The organism is Mangrovibacterium sp. (genome assembly GCF_041596335.1).
GTDB lineage: Bacteria > Bacteroidota > Bacteroidia > Bacteroidales > Prolixibacteraceae > Mangrovibacterium.
In genome coordinates this window covers 45,330-67,118 of the sequence record NZ_JBFHIT010000027.1, presented here as the reverse complement: position 1 = coordinate 67,118, position 21,789 = coordinate 45,330, and the positions used below count along the sequence as shown (strand labels likewise).

Here is a 21,789-nt window from a genome sequence, read left to right as displayed (position 1 = left end):
GGGTAATTAACTTAACAATCTTTAACAAAGTTATACCCTTTTTTGGAGTCTCAAACACTAATTTCGTCAACCAAAAATACAATATAGAATCTAAGAAATATGAATCAAGCAGTTGATATTCGTGAGCTCAATGAACGAATCCAAAAAGAAAGTTCTTTTGTGGATTTAATAAGCATGGAAATGAACAAGGTTATTGTTGGTCAGAAACACCTTGTTGAAAGTTTGATGATTGGATTGCTTTCCGGAGGACATATCCTGTTGGAAGGGGTTCCGGGGCTAGCTAAAACCTTAGCCATTAATACACTGGCTAAAACCATCGATGCTGATTTTGCCCGCATTCAGTTTACTCCCGACTTGCTACCCGCCGACTTGCTGGGTACGCTTATTTACAGCCAAAAAAATGAAGAATTTGTCGTAAAGAAAGGACCGATCTTCACCAACTTTGTGTTGGCCGATGAGATTAACCGGGCGCCGGCGAAAGTTCAGTCAGCTTTGCTCGAAGCAATGCAGGAACGCCAAATCACAATTGGCGATCAAACCTTTAAACTGGAAGAACCATTCCTTGTAATGGCGACCCAAAACCCCATTGAACAAGAAGGTACTTACCCACTTCCAGAAGCTCAGGTCGACCGTTTCATGCTGAAAGTGGTTATCAACTACCCGCAAAAAGAGGAAGAAAAACTGATCATTCAACAGAACCTGCTGAAACAGTTTCCGAAACCATCAACGGTATTGAAACCCGAAGACATTATCAAAGCTCGTGATGTTGTAAAAGACGTCTATCTGGATGAAAAAATCAGCAAGTACATTGTTGACATTGTCTTTGCCACCCGTACACCAAGTGAATATAAGCTGGAAAAATATGCCGACATGATTTCTTACGGCGGATCGCCTCGTGCCAGCATCAGTTTAGCCCAGGCTGCCAAAGCCTTTGCATTTATCAAACGTCGTGGCTATGTGATTCCCGAAGACGTGCGCGCTGTTTGCCACGATGTCATGCGTCACCGGATTGGTCTGAGTTACGAAGCCGAAGCCAACAACATTACAACCGAAGAAATCATCACCGATATTCTGAACACTGTAGAAGTACCATAAATAGTTCCTAGTTTCAGGTTTCGAGTTTCAAGTTGTGCTGACTGCCTGTTAAAATGAAACCCGAAACCAATGATCTGTTTATCAAAGCTTCAAGGCTACCAATCGCGGTACTTTGAACCTGAAACTTGAAACATTGAACTAAAAAGCGAAGCTAGTGGAACATACAGAGTTATTAAAGAAAGTCCGAAAGATAGAGATCAAGACCCGGGGATTAAGCCGCAATATTTTTGCGGGTGAATATCATTCGGCGTTTAAAGGTCGCGGTATGGCTTTCAGCGAGGTGCGCGAATACCAGTTTGGCGACGATGTGCGCAGCATTGACTGGAATGTGACAGCCCGCTACAACAAGCCATACATCAAAATTTTTGAAGAAGAACGGGAGCTGACCGTGATGCTGCTGATTGATGTCAGTGGTTCGCGCGATTTTGGTTCATTCGAGAAATTCAAAAAAAATGTGATCACCGAAATCTCAGCCATCCTGTCCTTTTCTGCCATTCAGAATAACGACAAGATTGGAGTGATCTTTTTCTCGGAAAAGATTGAAAAATTCATTCCGCCCAAAAAGGGAAAATCGCATATTCTGCGCATCATTCGCGAGCTGATCGATTTTGAACCGGAGAACAAAGGCACAAATATTACTGAGGCTTTGCGCTATATGACCAATGCCATCAAAAAACGATGCACTTGTTTCATCATTTCCGACTTCATCCAGCGCGAAGATAGCTTCGACAAAGCGCTGACTATCGCGAACAATAAACACGATGTAGTAGCCTTGCGCATTTTCGATGAACGCGAAACCAGCCTGCCTCCAATTGGTATGGTAAAACTGAAAGATGCTGAAACCGGAAACTACATTTGGGTGGACAGCAGCAGTCGTAAAGTACGCGAAAATTACGAACAATGGTGGCGCGAACTGAGTAGCAAGCTCGATTGGACCTTCAAGAAAAGTGGAGTGGATTATGCCAACATCAATACAAAAGAAGACTATGTCAGATCCCTGATGACGTTATTTAAAAAGAGGGGGTTAAAAGCATAAAACATGAAAGGATTAAAATTTAGCCTATTGTTGATCGGCTTGCTCGGAATATTCGCAGCTCCTGTCAGAGCTCAGGGAATAAAAGTGAAAGCCGTCATCGATTCAACCCATGTGCTCATCGGCGACCAGTTTAAACTTCGCCTTGAAGTGGAACAGCCAGCTGGGTTTCAAGTTGAATTTCCACAGGTTGGAGACTCGATTTCCGAAACCATTGAGATGGTTGAACGGTCGCCACTGGATACCTTTAAACTGGACGACAGTGAACAACTCAAGATCATTCAAAATCTCACGATTACCAGTTTCGACACGGGTAGACAAGTTGTACCGGCCTTCAAATTTAAGTTGATACAGAATGACATGCAGCAGGATATGGAGACCCTTCCCGCCGAATTTTTCGTGCATGGCATGGAAATCGACACCACCATGGGCCCGACTGATATTAAGCATCCCTATGCTGCGCCAGTCACTTTGGCCGAGGCTTCTCCCTACATTTTGGGAGCAATCCTGATTCTGGCTATCGCGTTTTTCATCTTCTATTATATCCAACGCCGGAAGAAAAACAAACCGGTGTTCGGAAAGCCAAGCAAACCCAAAGAAGCGCCACACATTATCGCTTTGCGTAAGTTGGAGCACATTAAAGAGGAAAAACACTGGCTGGAGCCCGAACATATCAAGCTGTACTACAGCGAGGTATCCGATACATTGCGGGAATATATTGAAGAGCGTTTTGAGATTAACGCGATGGAATATACGTCGGACGAAACGATTCAGGTTTTCAAAAATCGTAAAGGCTTGTTGACGGATAAAAATTTCGGGCAACTAAAAGATATTCTAAGCCTGTCGGATTTGGTGAAATTTGCGAAATATCAGCCTTTGCCCGACGATCATAACCTGACGTTGATGAACGCCTTCTTTTTTGTGAATGACACTAAAATTGAAGAGCGAAAAGCCAAAGCTGATGACGAACGCGAAGGCGAAGATGTGGAACTGAAATAGGCTGTTCAGCCACCCTAATCGTTATAAACAGAATTTGCTCAACAAACAATTTCTACGAATAGAAAGAAAAAAATGAACGGAATAACATTTAAAAATCCGGAATATTTCTACCTGCTGTTTTTACTGGTGCCCATGCTGGCCTGGTACATCTTCAGGTTCCGAAAATCAGGTGCGAGTATCCGCTTTTCAACCACCATGGGATTTGCCAATATTGGTAAAAGCTGGAAACATTACCTCCGGCATTTGCCTATTATTTTACAAATGGCAGGCATTGCCTTGCTGGTAGTGGCGCTTGCTCGCCCACAGTCGTCCAGTAGCTGGGAAAACGTGCATACCGAAGGAATTGACATTGTGGTAGCACTCGACATTTCGAGCTCGATGCTGGCGCGCGACTTTCAACCCAACCGGCTGGAAGCCGCCAAAGATGTAGCGACTAAATTCATTGCCGGCCGCCCAAATGATAAAATGGGTCTGGTGGTATTTTCGGGCGAAAGTTTTACCCAATGCCCGCTGACAACCGACCATGCGGTACTCATCAACCTGTTTCGCGATATCGAAAGCGGCATGATTGAAGATGGGACAGCAATCGGAAACGGTCTGGCAACATCGGTCGCCCGGTTAAAAGAAAGCGATGCGATTAGTAAGGTGATTATTTTGCTGACTGACGGTGAAAATAACCGTGGGGAAATTGCTCCGGCAACCGCCGCAGAGCTCGCTAAAACATTCGGCATCCGCGTTTACACGATTGGCGTTGGAACGATTGGAACAGCCCCCTACCCTGTTCAAACACCATTTGGCACACAGCTGCGCGACGTGGAAGTGAAAATCGACGAGGCGACATTGCAAAAAATCTCAGATATCACCGACGGACAATATTTCCGTGCCACGGATAATAACTCATTAGTTCAGATTTATAACGAGATTGACAAGTTGGAAAAATCGAAAATTGAAGTGAAAGAATTTAGTCGTAAACAGGAAGAGTATCAGCGATTCGCAATGTTTGGCGGACTGATTCTTCTGATCGGTTTATTCTTAAAAATTTCTCTATTCAGAAACATTCCTTAAGCGAAGAAATATGGACATGTTCAGATTTGCACATATCGAATACTTATACGGATTGATCATTATACCAATCTTGATCATGCTCTTTGTTATTATCCGCATTCAACGAAAAAGAGCGCTTGCCCAATTCGGGCAAAAAGAACTGATCGATCAACTCATGCCAAATGTTAGTTCAAACCGTCCGGTCATCAAATTTGTCCTCTGGATGTTGGCGTTGGCATCAATTATTTTTGCTGTTGCTCAACCACAATTTGGCAGCAAGTTAAAAACCGAAAAACGCAAAGGGGTTGAGTTAATTATAGCCTTGGATGTTTCGAATTCGATGATGGCCGAAGACATACAACCGAACCGACTGGAACGGGCAAAACGGGCCATCTCTCGGTTGGTTGACAATTTGGATGACGACAAAATTGGATTGATTGTTTTTGCCGGCGATGCCTACACACAGTTACCAATAACTACCGACTTTGCATCGGCTAAGTTGTTCTTAAACTCGGTGAGCACGAATATTGTACCGCGCCAGGGAACAGCAATCGGAGCAGCTTTAAATCTGGCAACCAGCTCTTTTAGCCCTCAATTCACCGGAAACAAAGCAATCATAGTAATTACCGATGGTGAAAACCACGAAGACGATGCGATTGGTGCGGCAACAGCTGCAGCTCAACAAGGCATTGTTATTCATACTGTAGGGATGGGCTTACCGCAAGGAGCGCCAATTCCGGTTTATAATAACGGACAAAAAGATTTTCGTCGCGATCGTAACAACGAAGTTGTAGTCACCAAACTGGATGAGCAAATGCTTCAGCAAATAGCCGCTGCAGGTAATGGCGTCTATGTTCGGGCAAATAATGCACAAGTTGGGTTGAATACTTTGTTTGGCGAAATCAACAAAATGGAAGGCGCCGAAATGGAATCGCTGATCTACGCCGAGTATGCCGAGCAGTACCAATGGTTCATCGCCCTCGCGCTTTTATTCTTTTTAATCGATTATTTGATTTTGGAACGTAAAAACAAATATTTGAAAAACATCAAATTATTTGGAAAATGAGACGACACACAATAAGCTATACCGCACTTTTAGGATTTCTGTTTTTCCTGTTGGCAAGCCAGGTTCAGGCTCAAAACGAGCGCAAATTTGTTCGTCAGGGAAACAAGCTGTATGAACAGGCACTGAGTGATACAACCAAACAGGATACAGCCAGCTACGCACAGGCTGAAATGGCCTACCGCCGCGCGTTAGATAAACGTCCCGACGATGAAAAGTGGAACTTCAACCTCGGAGATGCGTTATATAAGCAGCAAAAATTCGATCAGGCACAAAGCACCTACGAAGAAGTGGCTGAGAAAAGTACCGACAAGATTGAGAAAGCACGGGCATTCCACAATATTGGCAACTCACTGTTGATGCAACAAAAGCTGGACGAAAGTATTGAAGCCTACAAAAAAGCGCTGCGCAACAATCCGAACGATCTGGACAGCAAATACAACCTGCTTTATGCGATGAACCTAAAAAAGAAACAGGACGAGCAAAAGGAAAAACAGGATCAGAACAAAGATCAGGACAAGGATCAGGATAAGCAAGATCAAAATAAAGATCAGCAAGATCAAAATAAGGATCAGCAAGATCAGAACAAGGATCAAAATAAAGACAAACAGGATCAACAGAATCAGGATCAGAAAAACAACCAGAACCAAGATCAACAACAGCAACAACAGCAGCAACAGCAGCAGCAAAAAATATCGAAGGAGAATGCAGAACGATTACTCCAGGCACTGCAGAACGATGAACAAAAGATCCAGGAAAAAGTGAAAGAAGCGAAGGCTGCAAAAGCCAAAGAGCGTCAAACGGACAAAGATTGGTAACGGTTTAAGAGGACAAAATAAGCAGATGAAACGAACGGGTTATCTCAAAAGTAAACACCAAATGAAAATAGTTTTCAGCAACTTGTAAGTTTCATACGGCTATTAAAACCCAAATTATTTACTTATGAAATATAAGTTACCATCAGCGGTCAATAAAAAGCATACAATACCGTTTCATGCTAGATGTATTAATTTTGAAGTGGAAATAACCAACGCATAATGAGTAAAATGATTAAGAGACTCATCTTATTAACCTTATTAGTATTACCGGCCTGGCTTGCCTCTGCCGATAGTGTTCGATTCAACATGACAGGTCCAAATGTGGTATCAGTCGGCGAACAATTCCGACTGTCATTCACCCTTAATGAACAAGGCCGCGATTTGAAACTACCCGATTTATCGGCGTTCGATGTACTGATGGGACCATCGACCTCACAAAGTACGAGCATTCAAATGATTAATGGACAAACCACCCAAACAGTCTCCTACTCGTATATTTTTATTTTGAGGGCGAAGGACGACGGTAAGTTTAGAATACGTCCGGCATCGATTACGGTAGATGGTAAAGTGTACGAATCGAACGAGTTGCAAATAGAAGTGGTAAAAGGGCAGGTGCAACAACAAAGCTCAGCAGCGGGCAGCAACGCCCAACAGGGACAGCAACAACAGGAACAAACTTCAACAACCCAACTTACTAAAGATGATTTGTTTGTAAAAGTTGATCTGGACAAACAAAATGTTTCCAAAGGAGAACAAGTTATTGCTACCGTAAAAATATTTGTGAGCCCCAACGTTCCGATAACAAATTTTGAAGATGTAAAATTACCTTCCTACGAGGGCTTTTGGACACAGGATATTGACATTCCGAACCAAATTTCCTTTAACCGTGAAGTGTACAAAGGCAAGATTTACCAGGTAGGAATCCTAAAGAAGACGATCTTGTTTCCGCAGCAAACGGGGCGCATAAAAATTGATCCATTTGAAATTACCTGCACTGTTCGGCAACAAGTTAAACGCCAGCGAAGCTTTTTCGACGACTTTTTCGAGAACTACCGTACCGTTTCGGCAAAAGTGATTAGCGACCCGACCTATTTGCAGGTTAAAGATTTGCCAACTCCTCCGGAAGGATTTTACGGTGGTGTTGGAAACCTAAACTTCTCTTCGGCTATTGATAAAACAGCGGCCAAAACCAACGAAGCGATCACCCTCCGTTTAACGGTAAGCGGCAGCGGCAACTTGCGTTTGATTGAATCACCAAAGATCGAATTTCCGAATGATTTTGAAGTCTACGATCCAAAAACGACTGAAAACCTAAAAACGACAAACAACGGATTAACCGGCAGCAAAACATTTGAATACCTTATAATTCCGCGTTTTCCGGGAGAATATTCGATTCCTGCAGTTAAATTTTCAAGCTTCGACCCGACGACCGGAAAGTACAAAACAACCAGTTCGCAGTCTTACAATTTAACAATTGAAAAAGGGACTGATGAGCAAAGCGCTACAGTTACCAGTGCATTTAGTAAGGAAGATGTTCGCTTTATTGGCAAGGATATTCGATACATCAAACAAAACCAGTACAAGCTTCGCGAAAAAATGCATTCTTTCTACGGAAGCTTATCGTTCTGGCTACTATATATCGGTTCGTTCGTTTTAGCTCTGGTTATCGCAATCATCTATCGGAAAAAACTGAAAGAGAATGCCAATATCCAGCTGGTAAAAAATAAGCAGGCTAATAAAGTTGCCAAAAAACGATTGAAAGATGCGGCCGGCTTTTTGAAGAATCATCAGTCGGAGAAATTTTATGAAGCCATATTGAAGGCATTCTGGGGATATTTGAGTGATAAACTGAGTATTCCGGTAGCAAATCTGAGTCGCGACAAAGCAGTTTCTGCACTTAGTCAGCGCGGAGTAGCTCAAGAGCAGATTGATGAATTTATTAACATCATCGACACCTGCGAATTTGCCCGCTATGCGCCAAGTTCATCCGATTCGGCTCAGGAAGAATTGTTCGACAAATCGGCAAATCTGATGGGAAAACTGGAAAAACAAATCCGTTGATAAACTGAAATTTGACAAGCATGAAGAAGTTCATTCAATTCATATTTTTACTGGCTTTGAGCCTCCAGGTTTGGGCTCAGGATTCGCTGATGGAACAAGCCAACCAACATTATATTGCCGGTGAGTATGATCAGGCAATTGAAGTCTATACACAAATCGCGAACGGGCATCAAGAGTCGGCAGAGTTGTATTACAACCTGGGAAACAGTTACTATAAAGCAGGGCAATATACCCTCTCAATCCTAAATTTCGAGCGAGCTAAGCTGCTCGCGCCCAATGATGAGGACATTCAATTCAACCTAGATTTGGCCAACCAACATGTTGTAGATGCAATTGATCCGCTCCCACAAGTTTTTTTTGTACGCTGGTGGAACAATATTACCAACAAGTTTTCGGTCGACCAATGGGCCCGCATTAGTGTGATCTCATTCATTCTCTTCCTGCTATTAGCTGGGTTATTTCTATTTACACAGAGCGGAGTTGTAAAGCGGCTTTCATTCTGGATCGGAATTTTAATAATAGTTATTTCCATTTTTAGTTTTAACTTTGCCGCCCGGCATAAAAAGCGAATGACCGAGCATAATTTTGCCATAATTACGCAAAGTAGCGTAACGGTAAAAAGTTCACCAGCTGAAAATGGAACCGACTTATTTCTGATTCACGAAGGATTGAAAGTCGAGATCAAGGACAGTTTGGGAGATTGGTTGGAAATTCGCCTGTCTGACGGGAACCAGGGATGGCTGCCCGCCAACAGTATTGAGAAAATTTAGACAATGCCGGCTGAGCCGGTATTTTTTTGTTTTACACCATATTTCAAAACCATTTTAAACGCGAGTTGTTAGAACACTCATAAATTTAAAATCATGGCTTATAATTTACTAAAAGGTAAACGAGGGATTATTTTTGGTGCACTGAACGCTGATTCAATTGCCTGGAAAGTAGCAGAACGAGCGTACGAAGAAGGTGCCACCTTCACTCTAACGAATACATCCGTTGCCCTGCGTATGGGAGATACAGCTCAGCTCGCTGAGAAGTGTAATTCTACATTAATAGCTGCCGATGCAACAAACGTTGCCGATCTGGAAAATCTGGTAGCTGAGTCGATGAAAGTGTTAGGCGGAAAAATTGATTTCGTTCTGCACTCAATCGGAATGTCTCCTAACGTTCGCAAGGGTCGTCACTACAGCGATCTGGACTACAACTACCTGGAAAAAACGCTGGACATTTCAGCAATTTCATTCCACAAAGTATTGCAGGTGTGCCGTAAAATGGATGCGATCACCGAATGGGGTTCTGTTGTCGCATTGTCGTATGTAGCTGCTCAACGTACATTCTACGGGTACAACGATATGGCTGACGCCAAATCACTGCTCGAATCTATTGCCCGTAGCTTTGGATACATCTATGGCCGCGAACGCAATGTCCGTATTAACACTGTTTCGCAATCTCCTACCCGCACAACTGCCGGCAGTGGCGTGAAAGGTATCGACAGATTGCTTGACTTCGGCGAACGGATGTCACCACTAGGTAACGCTACCGGCGATGAGTGTGCGGATTACTGCATCACGTTGTTCTCGGATCTGACACGTAAAGTGACCATGCAGAACCTATTCCACGATGGAGGTTTCTCTTCGATGGGAATGAGCTTGCGTGCTTTGGAACAATACGAAAAAGGATTGGATTGCGACTGCGATAGCGAATCGTCTGAAACGGATCACAAATTCGACTAATTATTCAACTCGAATAAAACCAAAACGGGACTGAAATTCAGCCCCGTTTTTTTATGCTTTTAAGTAGGCAATGTCGTCTTCAAAATCGTATTGAAGGTCTTCGTGCAACTTGCCAACCGTGGTCTCTATTTTCTGAACCTGCCGGGCATACATGTTCCGTATTACCAAACTGGACTGCATCGGTATTTTCTCGGTCCTCATCATCCGGCAAAAGTAGATTAACAATTCAATTTCCGTCGTTTTAATGCCTGAATAACGAATGGCTTGGGTTGTATCCTTCAGTATTTTGCGCAGGCTTTTTTTGATCAGATAGCCACTTTTGCGATTCATGCTCTTAAATCCTAAATCAATATCATCTTTAACGGCTTGTATAAAGGCTGCTTCATTCTCCGACTCAAATAGCAGATAGGTCAACAGCTCTTTGTTGTCCTTCTTATACTTCGCCATCCGCAAGCATAGGTCCTGAATTTGCTCCGGAGGATAATTCTTAAGTTCGTCTCGTATTTCCTTTATTGATCGGCTTTGCATGAAAAATGGCTACAATTAAAAAGCTTCGGGCTCACCTCCGCCTCTATATTTACTGATGAATGGAATTCAACACCGTTATACGATTTTATCGCCGCCAGTCTTGAATTCCACGAAAAAACTCCTATCGAGATGTGATGGGTAAAATTAAAAAAGATATTCACTTTCTCCGGGTATTTTAAGATAGAAATGAAATGATCCGGATCACCGGTCGAGTACAACAGACCGCCCGGTTTCAAAAGCCTGGATATTCAATGAAATAATCTTCTCTCCTTTCGTTTCAAAAACATCCTTTATCCCTTGATGCAACGATTCTTTTTTTAATGGGATAAATACAGAAAGTGCTCCCAACATGACCATATTGATTCCCTTTGGATTGCAAAGCTCGTGTGTTATTACACCTCCATCAACTAATACATACCGGGGGAGTTGTTCTATCTCAAACCAAAGTTTCTCAACGGGTGGATAATTCGGCAAATTGAGACATGGCTCCATATTGCTGATCAGCATCCCCTTTTCACCTAAAAACGGCAGCTGCCTTAAAGCCTCCATGGGCTCCATTGCCAACAGGAAATCCGCTTGACCTCGGTAAATAAGGTCGGCGGAAACCGGATGATCCGCAATCCGAACATGAGAGACCACTGCCCCTCCCCGTTGGCTCATTCCGTGAGTTTCTGCCTGCTTGATGAACAAGTTTTCATACAAGGCGGCATCTCCCAAAATGGCACCGATGGACAGAATTCCTTGTCCACCAACTCCTGCGAGAATAATATCTATTTTCATACCATTCAATTTAACGGTGACCCGATTTCTCTTGTCTGATTCTTCTACTTGCCTTCTGCAAACATTCCCTTCGGGCGATTACAACCGACACACCTTTAAAATCAATCTCTTCCTTATAAATCCGGATCATTTCCTCCTTGTTTTTATTCAAAGGCACAAAAACCCGGATATGATTCGGATCGACGCCAACGCCCTCGCATATTGCCTCTATTTTGCCCAAGCCCGCGGGATCCTGCCCTCCTGTCATCGAAATAGATTCATTGTCAGAGATTACAATCAGCATGTTACTATTCGCATTCACCGCATCCAGTAGGCCGGTAATACCCGAGTGGGTAAAGGTTGAATCGCCGATAAAGGCAATAGACGGATATAAGCCCGCATCAGCCGCTCCCTTGGCCATGGTAATTGAAGCCCCCATATCGACACACGAATAGATGGACTGGAATGGTGGCAATGCAGCCAAGGCGTAGCAACCAATATCGGAAAAAATGTGGCCGGCACCATAAGACTGCACCACTTCCTGCAAAGCATCAAAAGCATCGATATGTCCACACCCTCGGCAAAACGAAGGTGGACGAGGAACAACACTGTCCGGAATTTGGAACGATGACTCATACTCTTTCTTCAATGCTTTGCCTACCTGATCGGTTGTAAGTTCTCCATATCGAGGCAAAGCGCCATCCAACTTGCCACGAACCTTCGTGCCTTTACCGAAGAAATCGCGCAATTGCTCCTCAACAAATGGATACCCCTCTTCAACAACTAGTAATTCATCACATGTATTCTCAAGCTCGATTAGTAATTTATCAGGTAGCGGGTATTGGGCAATTTTTACTCTGGGATGGGGAATTTCCCGACCGGCAAAAACTTCGTTGAAGTAATTTCCTCCCAAACCACAACAAACCACACCAAGACTCCTATCATTACCATGCTGGAACTTGTTGTACTTCGAGTCATCGGACAACTTTTTCAATGCCTCTTGTTTATCCAATAAAGCGGCATAGCTTTTTCGCGCAAAAACCGGGAGCAATAAAAATTGTTTCAAATTACCCGGGAGTTTCAATGAGTTGGGATGGATAGACTGCTGAAAAACAACTGCCGAACGTGAGTGCGACAAACGGGTTGTTAGCCGAAGCATAACCGGTAGTTGAGTTTGCTCAGAGAGTTGAAAGGCTTCGTAACACATATCATAGGCTTCTTGCTGATTGGAGGGTTCGAGGATCGGGATCATCGCAAAATTTCCGTAGTACCGCGAATCTTGTTCGTTTTGCGAGGAATGCATCCCCGGGTCGTCGGCAACAGCCAGCACCAATCCTCCGTTCACACCGGTTATCGCTGAATTGATAAATGCATCGGCAGCGACATTCAATCCCACCTGTTTCATACAAACCAAGACCCTGCGACCGGCATAGCTCATTCCAAGTGCTTCTTCGTAAGCCGTTTTTTCATTTGCTGACCAATCGCGGTGAATATCCCGTTCAATGGCTTCCAAATTTTGCTGAATAAACTCCGTGATTTCGGTTGACGGAGTACCGGGATAGGCATATACGCCGGAAATACCTGCATCAACAGCTGCTTGTGCTACAGCTTCATTCCCTAGTAACAATTTGCTTTTCATAGGACGTTTGCTTCTATTCATCAAGAATTTACGAAGAATAGAACGCATATCCAATGTTTTTTATCAGTCGATCAAAGCCTAATAAACCCCAAGGAAACAATTCTATTGTTATTTTTGTGCTTCGCCCGGCGACGATAAAACCTGTTTAAATGAAAATTACCATTCTCCTTTTATACGGCCTCATTCTTTTGATTATTGGAATTATTTCGGCTTTAAAAATTAAGAGTCCGTCCGACTATTTTATTGCCGGAAAACGCAATGGTGTTTTTCAGATTTCCGGGAGTTTGCTGGCTTCAATTCTTGGAGGCTCTGCGATTTTAGGTTCTGTCAATTTGGCGATTCACCAAAGCTGGGCTGCTGCATGGTATTTACTGGCTGCATCAGCTGGTTTGTGGTTGTTGTATCCCTTGGTTGGAAAGGTTAGCCAGTTCGGCAAGTATACGCTAACTGACATGATTGGCCGCTTTTACGGACAAACGGCACGTAAATCGGCCTCAGTGATTATCCCAATGGCCTGGACCGGTATTGTTGCCGCCCAAATTATCGCTGCGGCTAAAATTTTATTTAGCCTCTTTGGCTTGCCCTACCCCGACGGGGTAATCATTTCATCGGCCGTGTTTATTGTATATACCCTTATCGGCGGGCAAATATCCATTCTAAAAACCGACTTTATCCAAGCGATCATCATCCTTGTAGGAGTGACCTGTTCGGCAATTTTTCTCACGCTAACACATGATACCCATACCAGCTCGATCGGCGACAGTTTTCCCTTTAATGCTCATTTTGCTCTCACCGACTTATTAATTTTGTTCCTCACCTTTTCCAGCACTTTTGTTGTCGGTCCGGATATCTACTCAAGAGTATTTTGTGCCCGCGACGAACGAACTGCCAGGCGAAGTATTGCACTGGTTGCCAGCGTTCTTATTCCCTTCGCATTTTTAATGACTTATCTTGGGGTATTCGCAGTTGAAAACCTGTCATCGGAGCAGTTGACACATTCGGTGGTTTTAATTGATCTAATCGCCCAATTTCTGCCTGAATGGGTGCTTGGACTTATGGCAGCAGCATTGCTATCTGCGGTTCTGTCATCTGCTGATACGACCCTTCTGACAGCCTCGATGATGGTCACAGAATTTTTCAACGAGGATATCGACAATAAAAGATCGCTCAACAGCACTCGTATTTCTATCTTAATAATCGGGACTACTAGCATGTTAATCGCCTTGCAGATTACGTCGATCATTGGCACATTACTGATGGCTTTAGCGTTCTATTCGGGTGCTTTTATTGTTCCGGTTATTGCTGCTCTGGCCAATATGAAGGTGAATAAGAGCTTAAGCATTGTAGCCATGTTGACCGGAGGTTTGGTCGCTTTGGGAGGAAAAATTATCGTGTCTGTCTACGAATTAGGCTGGGGAAATTGGATGATTATCGGAGCCTTTTTGATTAACTTTTTGATCTTGAAAATACCCGAAAGCCGGAAACAAATTTAATATGAATTTGATTTGCCACGCATTGTATTGTAAACTAAATCAAGCGGAAAACTTATATCAGCTAAGGGGTAAGTATCAAAATAAAACTAAAAAAAAGGTTCGGATATGCCATCCGAACCAATAGATTTTTTCCTTAACCGAACAAATTGCTCAAGTAACTTTATTCTTTATTTCTCCAACCTTTACTATTACCATTACCATTGCCGTTACCGTAATGGTTTCCGTTATTATTTCCGTTCCCATAGTGATTTCCATTGTTCGAACCACCATCGTCGCCACTAGGTGAGCAAGTGTGGCTACTTTTTCCACTCGCTTTTTGAGGGTTGCTTAATAGCACCATCATTGTTGCTGCAGAGGCTGCCAAATAACCAGCTTTCTTTATCGCTTCTTTACGGGTCATTTTATTTTCATTCAGTTCTGCCCCTTCTTGTTTCTTAATCTCGTTACTTTTTTTCATTGTTTATCATTTTTAAATTATATAATCAAGTCGAATCTTGCCTGTGCTAAAACTTGCTATTTTTCAAGAGCAAGCACTAATTGCACGAACAATATATTTCTACTGTAAAAATCGGACGACTGAGCTTGGAAAGCAATGGGTAATTTTACGCAAAAACGGTCTCAAACGAACATATTTTACTTAATCTGCCTCTTCCGCATGGACAAATCATAAAACATGCTTATATAAAACGCCTCCATACCTCTAAATATCACAATGCCAATTCTGCTCCTGAATATGCTTACAAAAACCTATTTCGACTGAATTGTTAAAGTAACAAGCGATACAATTAGTAATGATAAATAAAACCGCTTGTTTTATAAATAGTTCCTATCTTTAACTGAACAGTATCAAAAAATGCTCGCACTTTCAACCCTATTTAACATGGCTAATGTGTTATATGTAGATAAAAAAATTGGTGACACGTACTTGGTTTGGCTACAAAACAGTAACCTGTATTTTCAATTGGAAGAACCCGCCTGGTATGTTTTCAAAAAATTGGCTACGAACAATCCGTTGGAAACTGTCGCCGAAGAATTTGCAACCCAATATGGCGTTGCGCACGAAGAAAGTAAAACGTTTGTTTCAGACATCTATGACCGAATCTCCGAAGCAAATATTCCCTTTCAATCCGAAGATGAAACAGCACTTTTTACGGATGATATAGTCAACTCAAAATTTCAGCCCTACTCTGTTTTTCACTATCAGTTGAACACGACAGTCGTTAGGTTTACATACGAAACAGCGTGGCTCGAACGGTACATACACCCTTTGATTGCTCACTTAGCTATTGCAGAAAACAAAAAACCTGAATTTCATTTTGAATTATTTACATCAAACGGACAAGTTGTTTATCGGCTGAACAATAACCTGAGATGCATTTGGGATCGGGATAAGAGCAACTATACAAAAGGGCAAATTTTTATCGATCTGGTAAATTTAATTCATCAAAAAACTGAAGACGACTGGTTAATGACCGTTCATGCTTCAGCCATAACCAACGAAAAGAAGACAATCTTATTTTCGGCGCCTCCGGGTAGTGGTAAAACAACCATCGCCGCGTTGTTGCAGGCAAGCGGCTATCATCTTATTTCCGATGATTTTGTCCCCTTCGACAAAAATTCACAGAATGCCTATCCGTTTCCAATCGCCATGTCTGTGAAAGAAGGCTCTCTGGAGCTGCTCAGCTCGCATTTTCCGGCTCTCAAAGACCTTCCGTTGCATCACATAACCAGTGAAAAGAAAGTTCGCTACCTGCCAATTGGAAATGATAAGATGAAAATGGTGTATCCAGTCCATGAAATTATCTTTATCAACTACGACAGTTCGATTGATTTTGAGTGGGAGAAGTTGGATCCGTTTGTGGCTTTTAAATTACTTCTCGAACAAATCTGGGTTGAACCGAATCTAGAAAATGTGCAATTGTTGCTTGACAAAGTATCAACATTCGACTATTATAAACTGACCTATTCTAACAGCGACAAGGCTTTGAACGCCATAGAAAAATTGTTTCAGAATGAATAAGAATGAAATGTTCCACTATGTAGGAAATTGCCTGGCTTTGGACGAAAAACCCGAAGTTAGAGCCGCAATATTGGAGAAAATCAGGGAAGGCCGGATTAACTGGAATCATTTTGTGACGCTATGTAGTAACCACCTGGTTTTACCGGCTATCTATTTAAAATTTAGGGACCACAATATTTTGGCTGATTTGCCTGAAGAGTTAGCAGATCACCTACAAGAAATATATACGCTGAATGTTACCAGAAACAAACAGATCATTGAGCAAGTAACACAGATTGCGGCAACCCTTGCTCAAAATGACATTTACCCAATCTTCCTCAAAGGGTCGGCCAACCTTCTCGACAATGTTTACAGCGATCATGGCGAACGAATTCTGGCAGATATCGACTTCCTTGTTCGTGAAGAAGATTTTTTTCCTGCGGCTCAACTTATGTTGGACAAAGGGTATAAATATTCTGATCCGAAGTACTTTCATGATTATATTGACATTGCTTCAGAGAAACATTACCCCCGATTGCATCATCCTGAATTTGTAGCCGAGATTGAGATTCACCGAATTCCGACAGACGCAAAATATACCAATTGGTTTCATTCCGAAATGATCAATCGAGACAAAAAGCAGCTTGCATCACTCTGTGGTTGCTATGTACCATCCGACAGAAATAAAATCATTCATAATTTTGTCCATAGTCAATTATCTAACGAAGGCTATTTATTTGGCCGAATGTCTCTACGAGAAGCCTATGACCTGTACCTGTACTCAAGACGCTACAAGCTGGTTGAAACACTACCACACATTAAACCCAAGCGGAAAGCAATCGCCTACTTTGCTCTTTGCCGGTCGATGCTTGGCTTAGATGAAACGTTTTTCCCACTGAAGAATTTCGCCTCACGCGTATTAGCATTAAAGTTCGCTCTAAATCAAAAATCAACGGTTTTTTATCACACAAACAGAAGTGTTATTTTCATAATTCAACGGGTGATTGGCGGTTACTTCGGCCAACTCATCCAAGCAACCTATTCAAAAGAAAAACGTCAATATCTGCTACGCCGGATAAAAGATCCAAAATGGTATGGCGACCACATAGGATTGTACACCCGTTTTTTTAATCGGCGTTAGTCCACCGTAAATCCAGCTTGCAGCGAAATTTACCAAACCAACGATACACCCATGGGTTGAAGGACAAAACAGTCACCGCCGCTAACTCCACGACTCTCAATACTCCCTGCTAACCTCCTGTTTCGGTGGGACAAGGCTCCAAATAGAAAACCATATAAAGGACAAGGAATGCGACCTCGTCCTGACTGAGAATGACCTTTTTTCGCTATGTTTGCCGACCGTCTGAAATCGCAGATTAAGTGTTGGGAAATTTGCATGCCACCACTCCAGCAGAGAAAACGCAAACAATGAAAGCAACTCATGCGTTTAAAAACAAGAAGGAAAATTGAATATGAAAACGGAAAAGTTTAAAAATTTACGATATCGGCTCATGGAAACCGAAACCTGGCCACTGAAATACATGTTTAAATTCATTACTCCAAATAACAGCGGGAAAGTTGAAGAAATAAAGGCACTACTCCCCGATCATGGTGAATTTTCATTTAAGCATACTTCAAGTTTGAAACATGTCGCGATTACATGCATCGCACTGATGGACAGCGCAGATCAGATCATCGAGATCACAGAAAAGATCGATCAGATAGAAGGAGTACTTATTCTGTAAACTACTTGAGGTTGGTTTTCAATCCATCCGAATTAGAGCGCAGCGCGTTTGTTTCACTCATCATTTGAAAATAAAAAAATGAATACATTTAAAGGAAGAACAAGTCTAAAGCCAACAATTTTTATCCGGTTTAAAACCCATCAGGCTGATCGTATTTAGTCGAACCTTTAAACTATTCGTACTTCCTGGCTTCCATCCAGAACATTGAGGGTTTCATCACTCATATCTCAAAGCCGACTCCTGATTCCTCATAACCTCCATCATACTGTGCCACCTAACTGTCAACTACGCAATCCCCCCAGTAAAATCCCACTAACGAAAACAAACAATACACTCATTATCTTCAGATTACATAAGTATCAAAAAAAACCTCACTTATAATACTACTTCGAATTTGCGTTGAGAATTCTCTGTAATTATCTGTCCATCGAAAAGGTTAACTACGCGGTGAGCAAATTCTGCATCGCGCTTACTGTGGGTAACCATGATCACGGTGGTGCCTTCGTTGTTCAGTTCGCGCAAGAGGTTCATTACTTCAATCCCGTTCTTCGAATCGAGGTTACCGGTTGGCTCATCGGCAAGTATTAGTTTGGGTTTGGCAACCAATGCCCTACACAAGGCCACTCTCTGTTGTTGTCCGCCCGACAATTGCTGCGGGAAATGCTTTTTGCGATGGCCAATTTGCATGCGCTCCATAATGGCTTCGACTCGCTGCTTTCGCTCTTTTGCCGAAATCTTCAGGTAAACAAGAGGCAACTCAATGTTTTCAAAAACAGTCAATTCATCAATTAAATTAAAACTCTGAAATACGAATCCGATGTTTCCTTTGCGAAGGGAGGTAAGGTGCTTCTCCTTGTATTTCGACACGTCTTTGCCATCGAAAAAATACTCCCCCGAGGTGGGGTTATCGAGCAAGCCAAGTATATTCAACAATGTAGATTTGCCGCAACCCGAAGGCCCCATAATCGCGACAAATTCGCCATTTTTTACATTAAAATTTACCTTGTTGAGTGCCGAGGTTTGCACATCTTCGGTTCGAAAAGTTTTATACAGATTGGTCGTTTTAATCATTACTGTAATATTAGGAGTTATTTTTTTTCTTTAAAAATGATTCTGTCGTTATTGCCGAAAGTACTATAAGAAGAAGTTATTACTTTCTCGCCGGATTCCAATCCGGATAGTACCTCGTAATACTGTGGATTCTGCCTGCCAATTTTTATGGAGCGTTTATCGGCGAACTGCCCTCCCGGCTCCAGCACATAAATCCACTGGCCTCCAGTAACCTGAAAAAATCCGCCACGCGGAATCAATACCGCCTTCTCTGGCTGACCAAGTTCCAACTTAATGTTGTAGGTCTGCCCAATTCGAATATTATCGGGCAAAGTACCCACAAAATTCATATCCACCTCAAACTGTCCTTCGCGAACTTCGGGATAAGTCTTTTTCACTTTCAAACCGAACGTTTCGTTTTGACGCTCGAAACTGGCGTTTAGTCCGGAGCGCACTTTATCAATGAAGTGTTCGTCAATTTTGGCATTCACTTTAAACCAATTTAAAATATTTACCTGTCCAATCCTCTGTCCTTTATTAATAGCCTCACCGAGCTCAGCATTCAATAAGCCGAGTTGCCCATCAACCGGCGATTTTACATTCAGATTTTCCAGGCGCTGCCTCACCATTTTCAAGTTCATTTGCATACTGGCCAGGTTGTCGTCCATTTGGTCTTTCTGGTTCGCCCTGAAAATGGAGTCTTGTGTCATTTTCGAAAAAGCCAGTTCCCTATTCTTGATCGCCAGTTCAAAATCTTCTTTGGTAAGCAGATATTCTTCTTCCGAAATCAGACTTTCCATAAACAAAGCCTTATTTTGTCTATGATTTCGCGTCAGCCGAAGAATATCGTAATCCAGACGCAACAGCTCTCTTTTGTTCTGAATTTTTTGCTGCTCCATTTGAATAAGTGTATTCCGCAGCTCATTGGTATGGTAAGCCAGACTCGACTCACTGTTCATAATATTCAGTTTCAAATCCTGATTATACAAACGCAAAATAACGTCGCCCTTTTTCATCATGGCACCTTCTTCAATGAGAATTTCATCTACGCGGCCACCTTCAATGGCATCCAAATAAATGCTGGTAATTGGCTCAACCGTTCCCAGCACACTAATGTAATCGTGAAAATTGTCCTCGAAAACCTGATCAACACTCAGCTTTTCGAGCTCCACTTTTATAATACTAACCGGCTCGCTAAAAAGCGAATACAATGCACCCATAATAATTACGAATACCGGTACAATTAAACGCCAGTGCTTCGGTTTTATCCAGCGTTTGTCTTCTATTTTAACATCCATTCCCATGTTTAGTTGTTTTACATTATAGTACCACTCACGTAATACTCTATCGTTTTATATTGAAGAAATAATTCAATGCTAAGGCGCAACCGTTCAATTTTTGAATGGGTGAGACTATTTTCAAGCGCATAAAAATCGAGCGTACTGATTAAGCCGTTTTCCAGGCGTTTCTCGCCGTTGGTAAATGCCATTTGTTGCTTGGCTTCGTTTTTAATGCCTGCCTTGTATCTGGCCAATGCTGCTCCCAGCAGCAAAGTGTTTTCATACACATCAAAGCGGAGTTGTTGCCACATTTCCTCGTAGTGTTGTTTCGCGCTTTCGTTATTTAATTTTGCCAATTTTACATTGGTGTGGTTGCACCACCTGCTAAATAGAGGTATCGACAAGTTCACTCCCACATAGCTTCCGCTGTTTACATCCAACTGCTTTGAAAACGACATGGTTTCGCCGTCGGGGTCATGGGTAGTTTCGTTGTAAGCCGACGACACTCCTATGTTTAATGTCAAACTGGGCCAAAGGGAAGCCTTCGTTTCTTTTAACAAAAGTCCGGCACTTTTTAACTGCCCTTCCAAAATTCTAATTTGCGGCAAATGTTTTTCGGCCAGCAACATTACCTGTACGGGATTGCAGTTAGAGCTCTGCGCTTCAACTACCTGCAGCTGAAAAACTTCCAACTCCAGCTCCTCATCCAGTGAATAATTCATCGCTTTTCTTAGACTGTGAAAGGCCAAGTTCATCTCCATTTCGTATCGCTCAAGTTCCAAACTATCCTCTGCCATTTGTGCTTCCACATCAGTCAAATCGAGTAGTGACTTCTGTCCTAATTCTACCATACGTCTTTGTCTTTTTAGCAGTCGGTACGAAAGGTCAACCTGTTCTCTTATGACATCAATAATTCCTTGATAAAACAGGGCATTCGAGTAAAGCTCAATGATTTGAAAAGTGAGCCAGTCTTCCGCTTTCTGGATCCCTGCCCGTTCCGACTCCAAAAGATTCTTTTCCAGCTTAATCCGATTGCTTCTTCTAAAACCTTCAAACAGACTCAAGCTGGCGTTTATTCCAAAGCCAGAGGTAAAAAACTGGTTGGTCAAAGCGGTGTTCGTTTCCGGATCGATCGATCGGCCAAACCGTTCATTGTAATACGAATTGGCACTTATTGCTGGCAAAAACTGTTGTTTTGCATTGGCCAAATGCAGTCTTTGCTTCAAAACATCGTATTGTTGACTCTTTAAGCTTAAGTTGTGCTCCAGAGCAAAAGAAACACATGCCTCCAAAGACAAGGGCTCTTTCGCCTCCAGAATCAGTACGAAACAAATAAAAAAAGAGAGTAGTAGTAGTTTCATTTTGGTATTTGATCATTTATCTGCAACTAAATAAACCAAGCCTCATGCCAACTTCATTAACAACTGATCAACTGATACATAACAAAACAAAG

The 21,789-nt window shown here is 42.4% G+C and carries 20 protein-coding genes; 13 read left to right on the top strand and 7 right to left on the bottom strand.

Annotated elements, in window-relative coordinates; genetic code table 11:
• Window positions 1-174: 174 nt before the first annotated feature.
• From ABZD21_RS11180 to ABZD21_RS11140, 9 genes are all read left to right on the top strand, one after another.
• On the top strand, window positions 175-1,095 hold the full coding sequence (locus ABZD21_RS11180) for an AAA family ATPase (RefSeq protein ID WP_372775074.1): 921 nt from the start codon (window positions 175-177) through the stop codon (window positions 1,093-1,095).
• A 154-nt stretch (window positions 1,096-1,249) separates the two neighbouring features.
• Window positions 1,250-2,131, top strand: coding sequence for a DUF58 domain-containing protein (locus tag ABZD21_RS11175; protein WP_372775072.1), 882 nt, complete (start codon window positions 1,250-1,252; stop codon window positions 2,129-2,131).
• A 3-nt stretch (window positions 2,132-2,134) separates the two neighbouring features.
• Window positions 2,135-3,127, top strand: a complete 993-nt coding sequence (locus tag ABZD21_RS11170) for a hypothetical protein (RefSeq protein ID WP_372775071.1) — start codon at window positions 2,135-2,137, stop codon at window positions 3,125-3,127.
• 72 nt (window positions 3,128-3,199) lie between these two features.
• Window positions 3,200-4,192, top strand: coding sequence for a VWA domain-containing protein (locus ABZD21_RS11165; RefSeq protein WP_372775070.1), 993 nt, complete (start codon window positions 3,200-3,202; stop codon window positions 4,190-4,192).
• Window positions 4,193-4,208: 16 nt separating this feature from the next.
• Window positions 4,209-5,237 (top strand): VWA domain-containing protein, encoded by a 1,029-nt coding sequence (locus tag ABZD21_RS11160; protein WP_372775069.1) that lies wholly within the window; start codon window positions 4,209-4,211, stop codon window positions 5,235-5,237.
• Window positions 5,234-6,052 carry a tetratricopeptide repeat protein gene (locus tag ABZD21_RS11155; RefSeq protein WP_372775068.1) on the top strand — a complete coding sequence of 273 codons (819 nt, stop codon included), beginning with the start codon at window positions 5,234-5,236 and terminating at the stop codon, window positions 6,050-6,052. Before ABZD21_RS11160 ends, ABZD21_RS11155 begins: the two co-directional genes overlap by 4 nt.
• Before the next feature lie 219 nt (window positions 6,053-6,271).
• Window positions 6,272-8,113 carry a BatD family protein gene (locus ABZD21_RS11150; RefSeq protein WP_372775067.1) on the top strand — a complete coding sequence of 614 codons (1,842 nt, stop codon included), beginning with the start codon at window positions 6,272-6,274 and terminating at the stop codon, window positions 8,111-8,113.
• A gap of 20 nt (window positions 8,114-8,133) precedes the next feature.
• The gene (locus ABZD21_RS11145) at window positions 8,134-8,883 is read left to right on the top strand and encodes a tetratricopeptide repeat protein (protein WP_372775066.1); all 750 of its coding nucleotides are present in this window, start codon (window positions 8,134-8,136) and stop codon (window positions 8,881-8,883) included.
• Between the two features lie 93 nt (window positions 8,884-8,976).
• Window positions 8,977-9,843, top strand: a complete 867-nt coding sequence (locus ABZD21_RS11140) for an enoyl-ACP reductase (protein ID WP_372775065.1) — start codon at window positions 8,977-8,979, stop codon at window positions 9,841-9,843.
• A gap of 51 nt (window positions 9,844-9,894) precedes the next feature.
• Here the strand turns inward: ABZD21_RS11140 and ABZD21_RS11135 are convergent, their stop codons facing one another.
• The 3 genes from ABZD21_RS11135 to ABZD21_RS11125 form a co-directional block, all read right to left on the bottom strand.
• The gene (locus tag ABZD21_RS11135) at window positions 9,895-10,371 is read right to left on the bottom strand and encodes a hypothetical protein (RefSeq protein WP_372775064.1); all 477 of its coding nucleotides are present in this window, start codon (window positions 10,369-10,371) and stop codon (window positions 9,895-9,897) included.
• A 201-nt stretch (window positions 10,372-10,572) separates the two neighbouring features.
• Entirely contained in the window at window positions 10,573-11,151 is a 579-nt protein-coding gene (locus ABZD21_RS11130; protein WP_372775063.1) for an indolepyruvate oxidoreductase subunit beta, read from the bottom strand.
• 10 nt (window positions 11,152-11,161) lie between these two features.
• Complete coding sequence (locus ABZD21_RS11125; RefSeq protein WP_372775062.1) at window positions 11,162-12,769, bottom strand: thiamine pyrophosphate-dependent enzyme; 1,608 nt, start codon at window positions 12,767-12,769, stop codon at window positions 11,162-11,164.
• 149 nt (window positions 12,770-12,918) lie between these two features.
• Here ABZD21_RS11125 and ABZD21_RS11120 point away from each other — a divergent pair, with 149 nt between their 5' ends.
• A complete protein-coding gene (locus ABZD21_RS11120) occupies window positions 12,919-14,262 on the top strand; it encodes a sodium:solute symporter (RefSeq protein WP_372775061.1) in 1,344 nt (447 codons plus the stop codon).
• 160 nt (window positions 14,263-14,422) lie between these two features.
• On the opposite strand, the gene ABZD21_RS11115 is transcribed toward ABZD21_RS11120, so the two are convergent.
• A complete protein-coding gene (locus tag ABZD21_RS11115) occupies window positions 14,423-14,719 on the bottom strand; it encodes a hypothetical protein (protein ID WP_372775060.1) in 297 nt (98 codons plus the stop codon).
• A gap of 423 nt (window positions 14,720-15,142) precedes the next feature.
• Here ABZD21_RS11115 and ABZD21_RS11110 point away from each other — a divergent pair, with 423 nt between their 5' ends.
• The 3 genes from ABZD21_RS11110 (at window position 15,143) to ABZD21_RS11100 (ending at window position 18,006) form a co-directional block, all read left to right on the top strand.
• Complete coding sequence (locus ABZD21_RS11110; RefSeq protein ID WP_372775059.1) at window positions 15,143-16,282, top strand: hypothetical protein; 1,140 nt, start codon at window positions 15,143-15,145, stop codon at window positions 16,280-16,282.
• The gene (locus tag ABZD21_RS11105; protein ID WP_372775058.1) at window positions 16,275-17,402 is read left to right on the top strand and encodes a nucleotidyltransferase family protein; all 1,128 of its coding nucleotides are present in this window, start codon (window positions 16,275-16,277) and stop codon (window positions 17,400-17,402) included. The genes ABZD21_RS11110 and ABZD21_RS11105 overlap by 8 nt, the downstream gene beginning before the upstream one ends.
• 370 nt (window positions 17,403-17,772) lie before the next feature.
• Window positions 17,773-18,006, top strand: coding sequence for a DUF493 family protein (locus ABZD21_RS11100; protein WP_372775057.1), 234 nt, complete (start codon window positions 17,773-17,775; stop codon window positions 18,004-18,006).
• 375 nt (window positions 18,007-18,381) lie between these two features.
• Here ABZD21_RS11100 and ABZD21_RS11095 read toward each other — a convergent pair whose 3' ends face one another.
• The 3 genes from ABZD21_RS11095 to ABZD21_RS11085 are packed head-to-tail and all read right to left on the bottom strand — an operon-like array spanning window position 18,382 to window position 21,697.
• On the bottom strand, window positions 18,382-19,077 hold the full coding sequence (locus tag ABZD21_RS11095; protein ID WP_372775056.1) for an ABC transporter ATP-binding protein: 696 nt from the start codon (window positions 19,075-19,077) through the stop codon (window positions 18,382-18,384).
• Window positions 19,078-19,094: 17 nt separating this feature from the next.
• Window positions 19,095-20,360 (bottom strand): efflux RND transporter periplasmic adaptor subunit, encoded by a 1,266-nt coding sequence (locus ABZD21_RS11090; protein WP_372775055.1) that lies wholly within the window; start codon window positions 20,358-20,360, stop codon window positions 19,095-19,097.
• 11 nt (window positions 20,361-20,371) lie between these two features.
• On the bottom strand, window positions 20,372-21,697 hold the full coding sequence (locus ABZD21_RS11085; RefSeq protein ID WP_372775054.1) for a TolC family protein: 1,326 nt from the start codon (window positions 21,695-21,697) through the stop codon (window positions 20,372-20,374).
• Window positions 21,698-21,789: the final 92 nt, after the last annotated feature.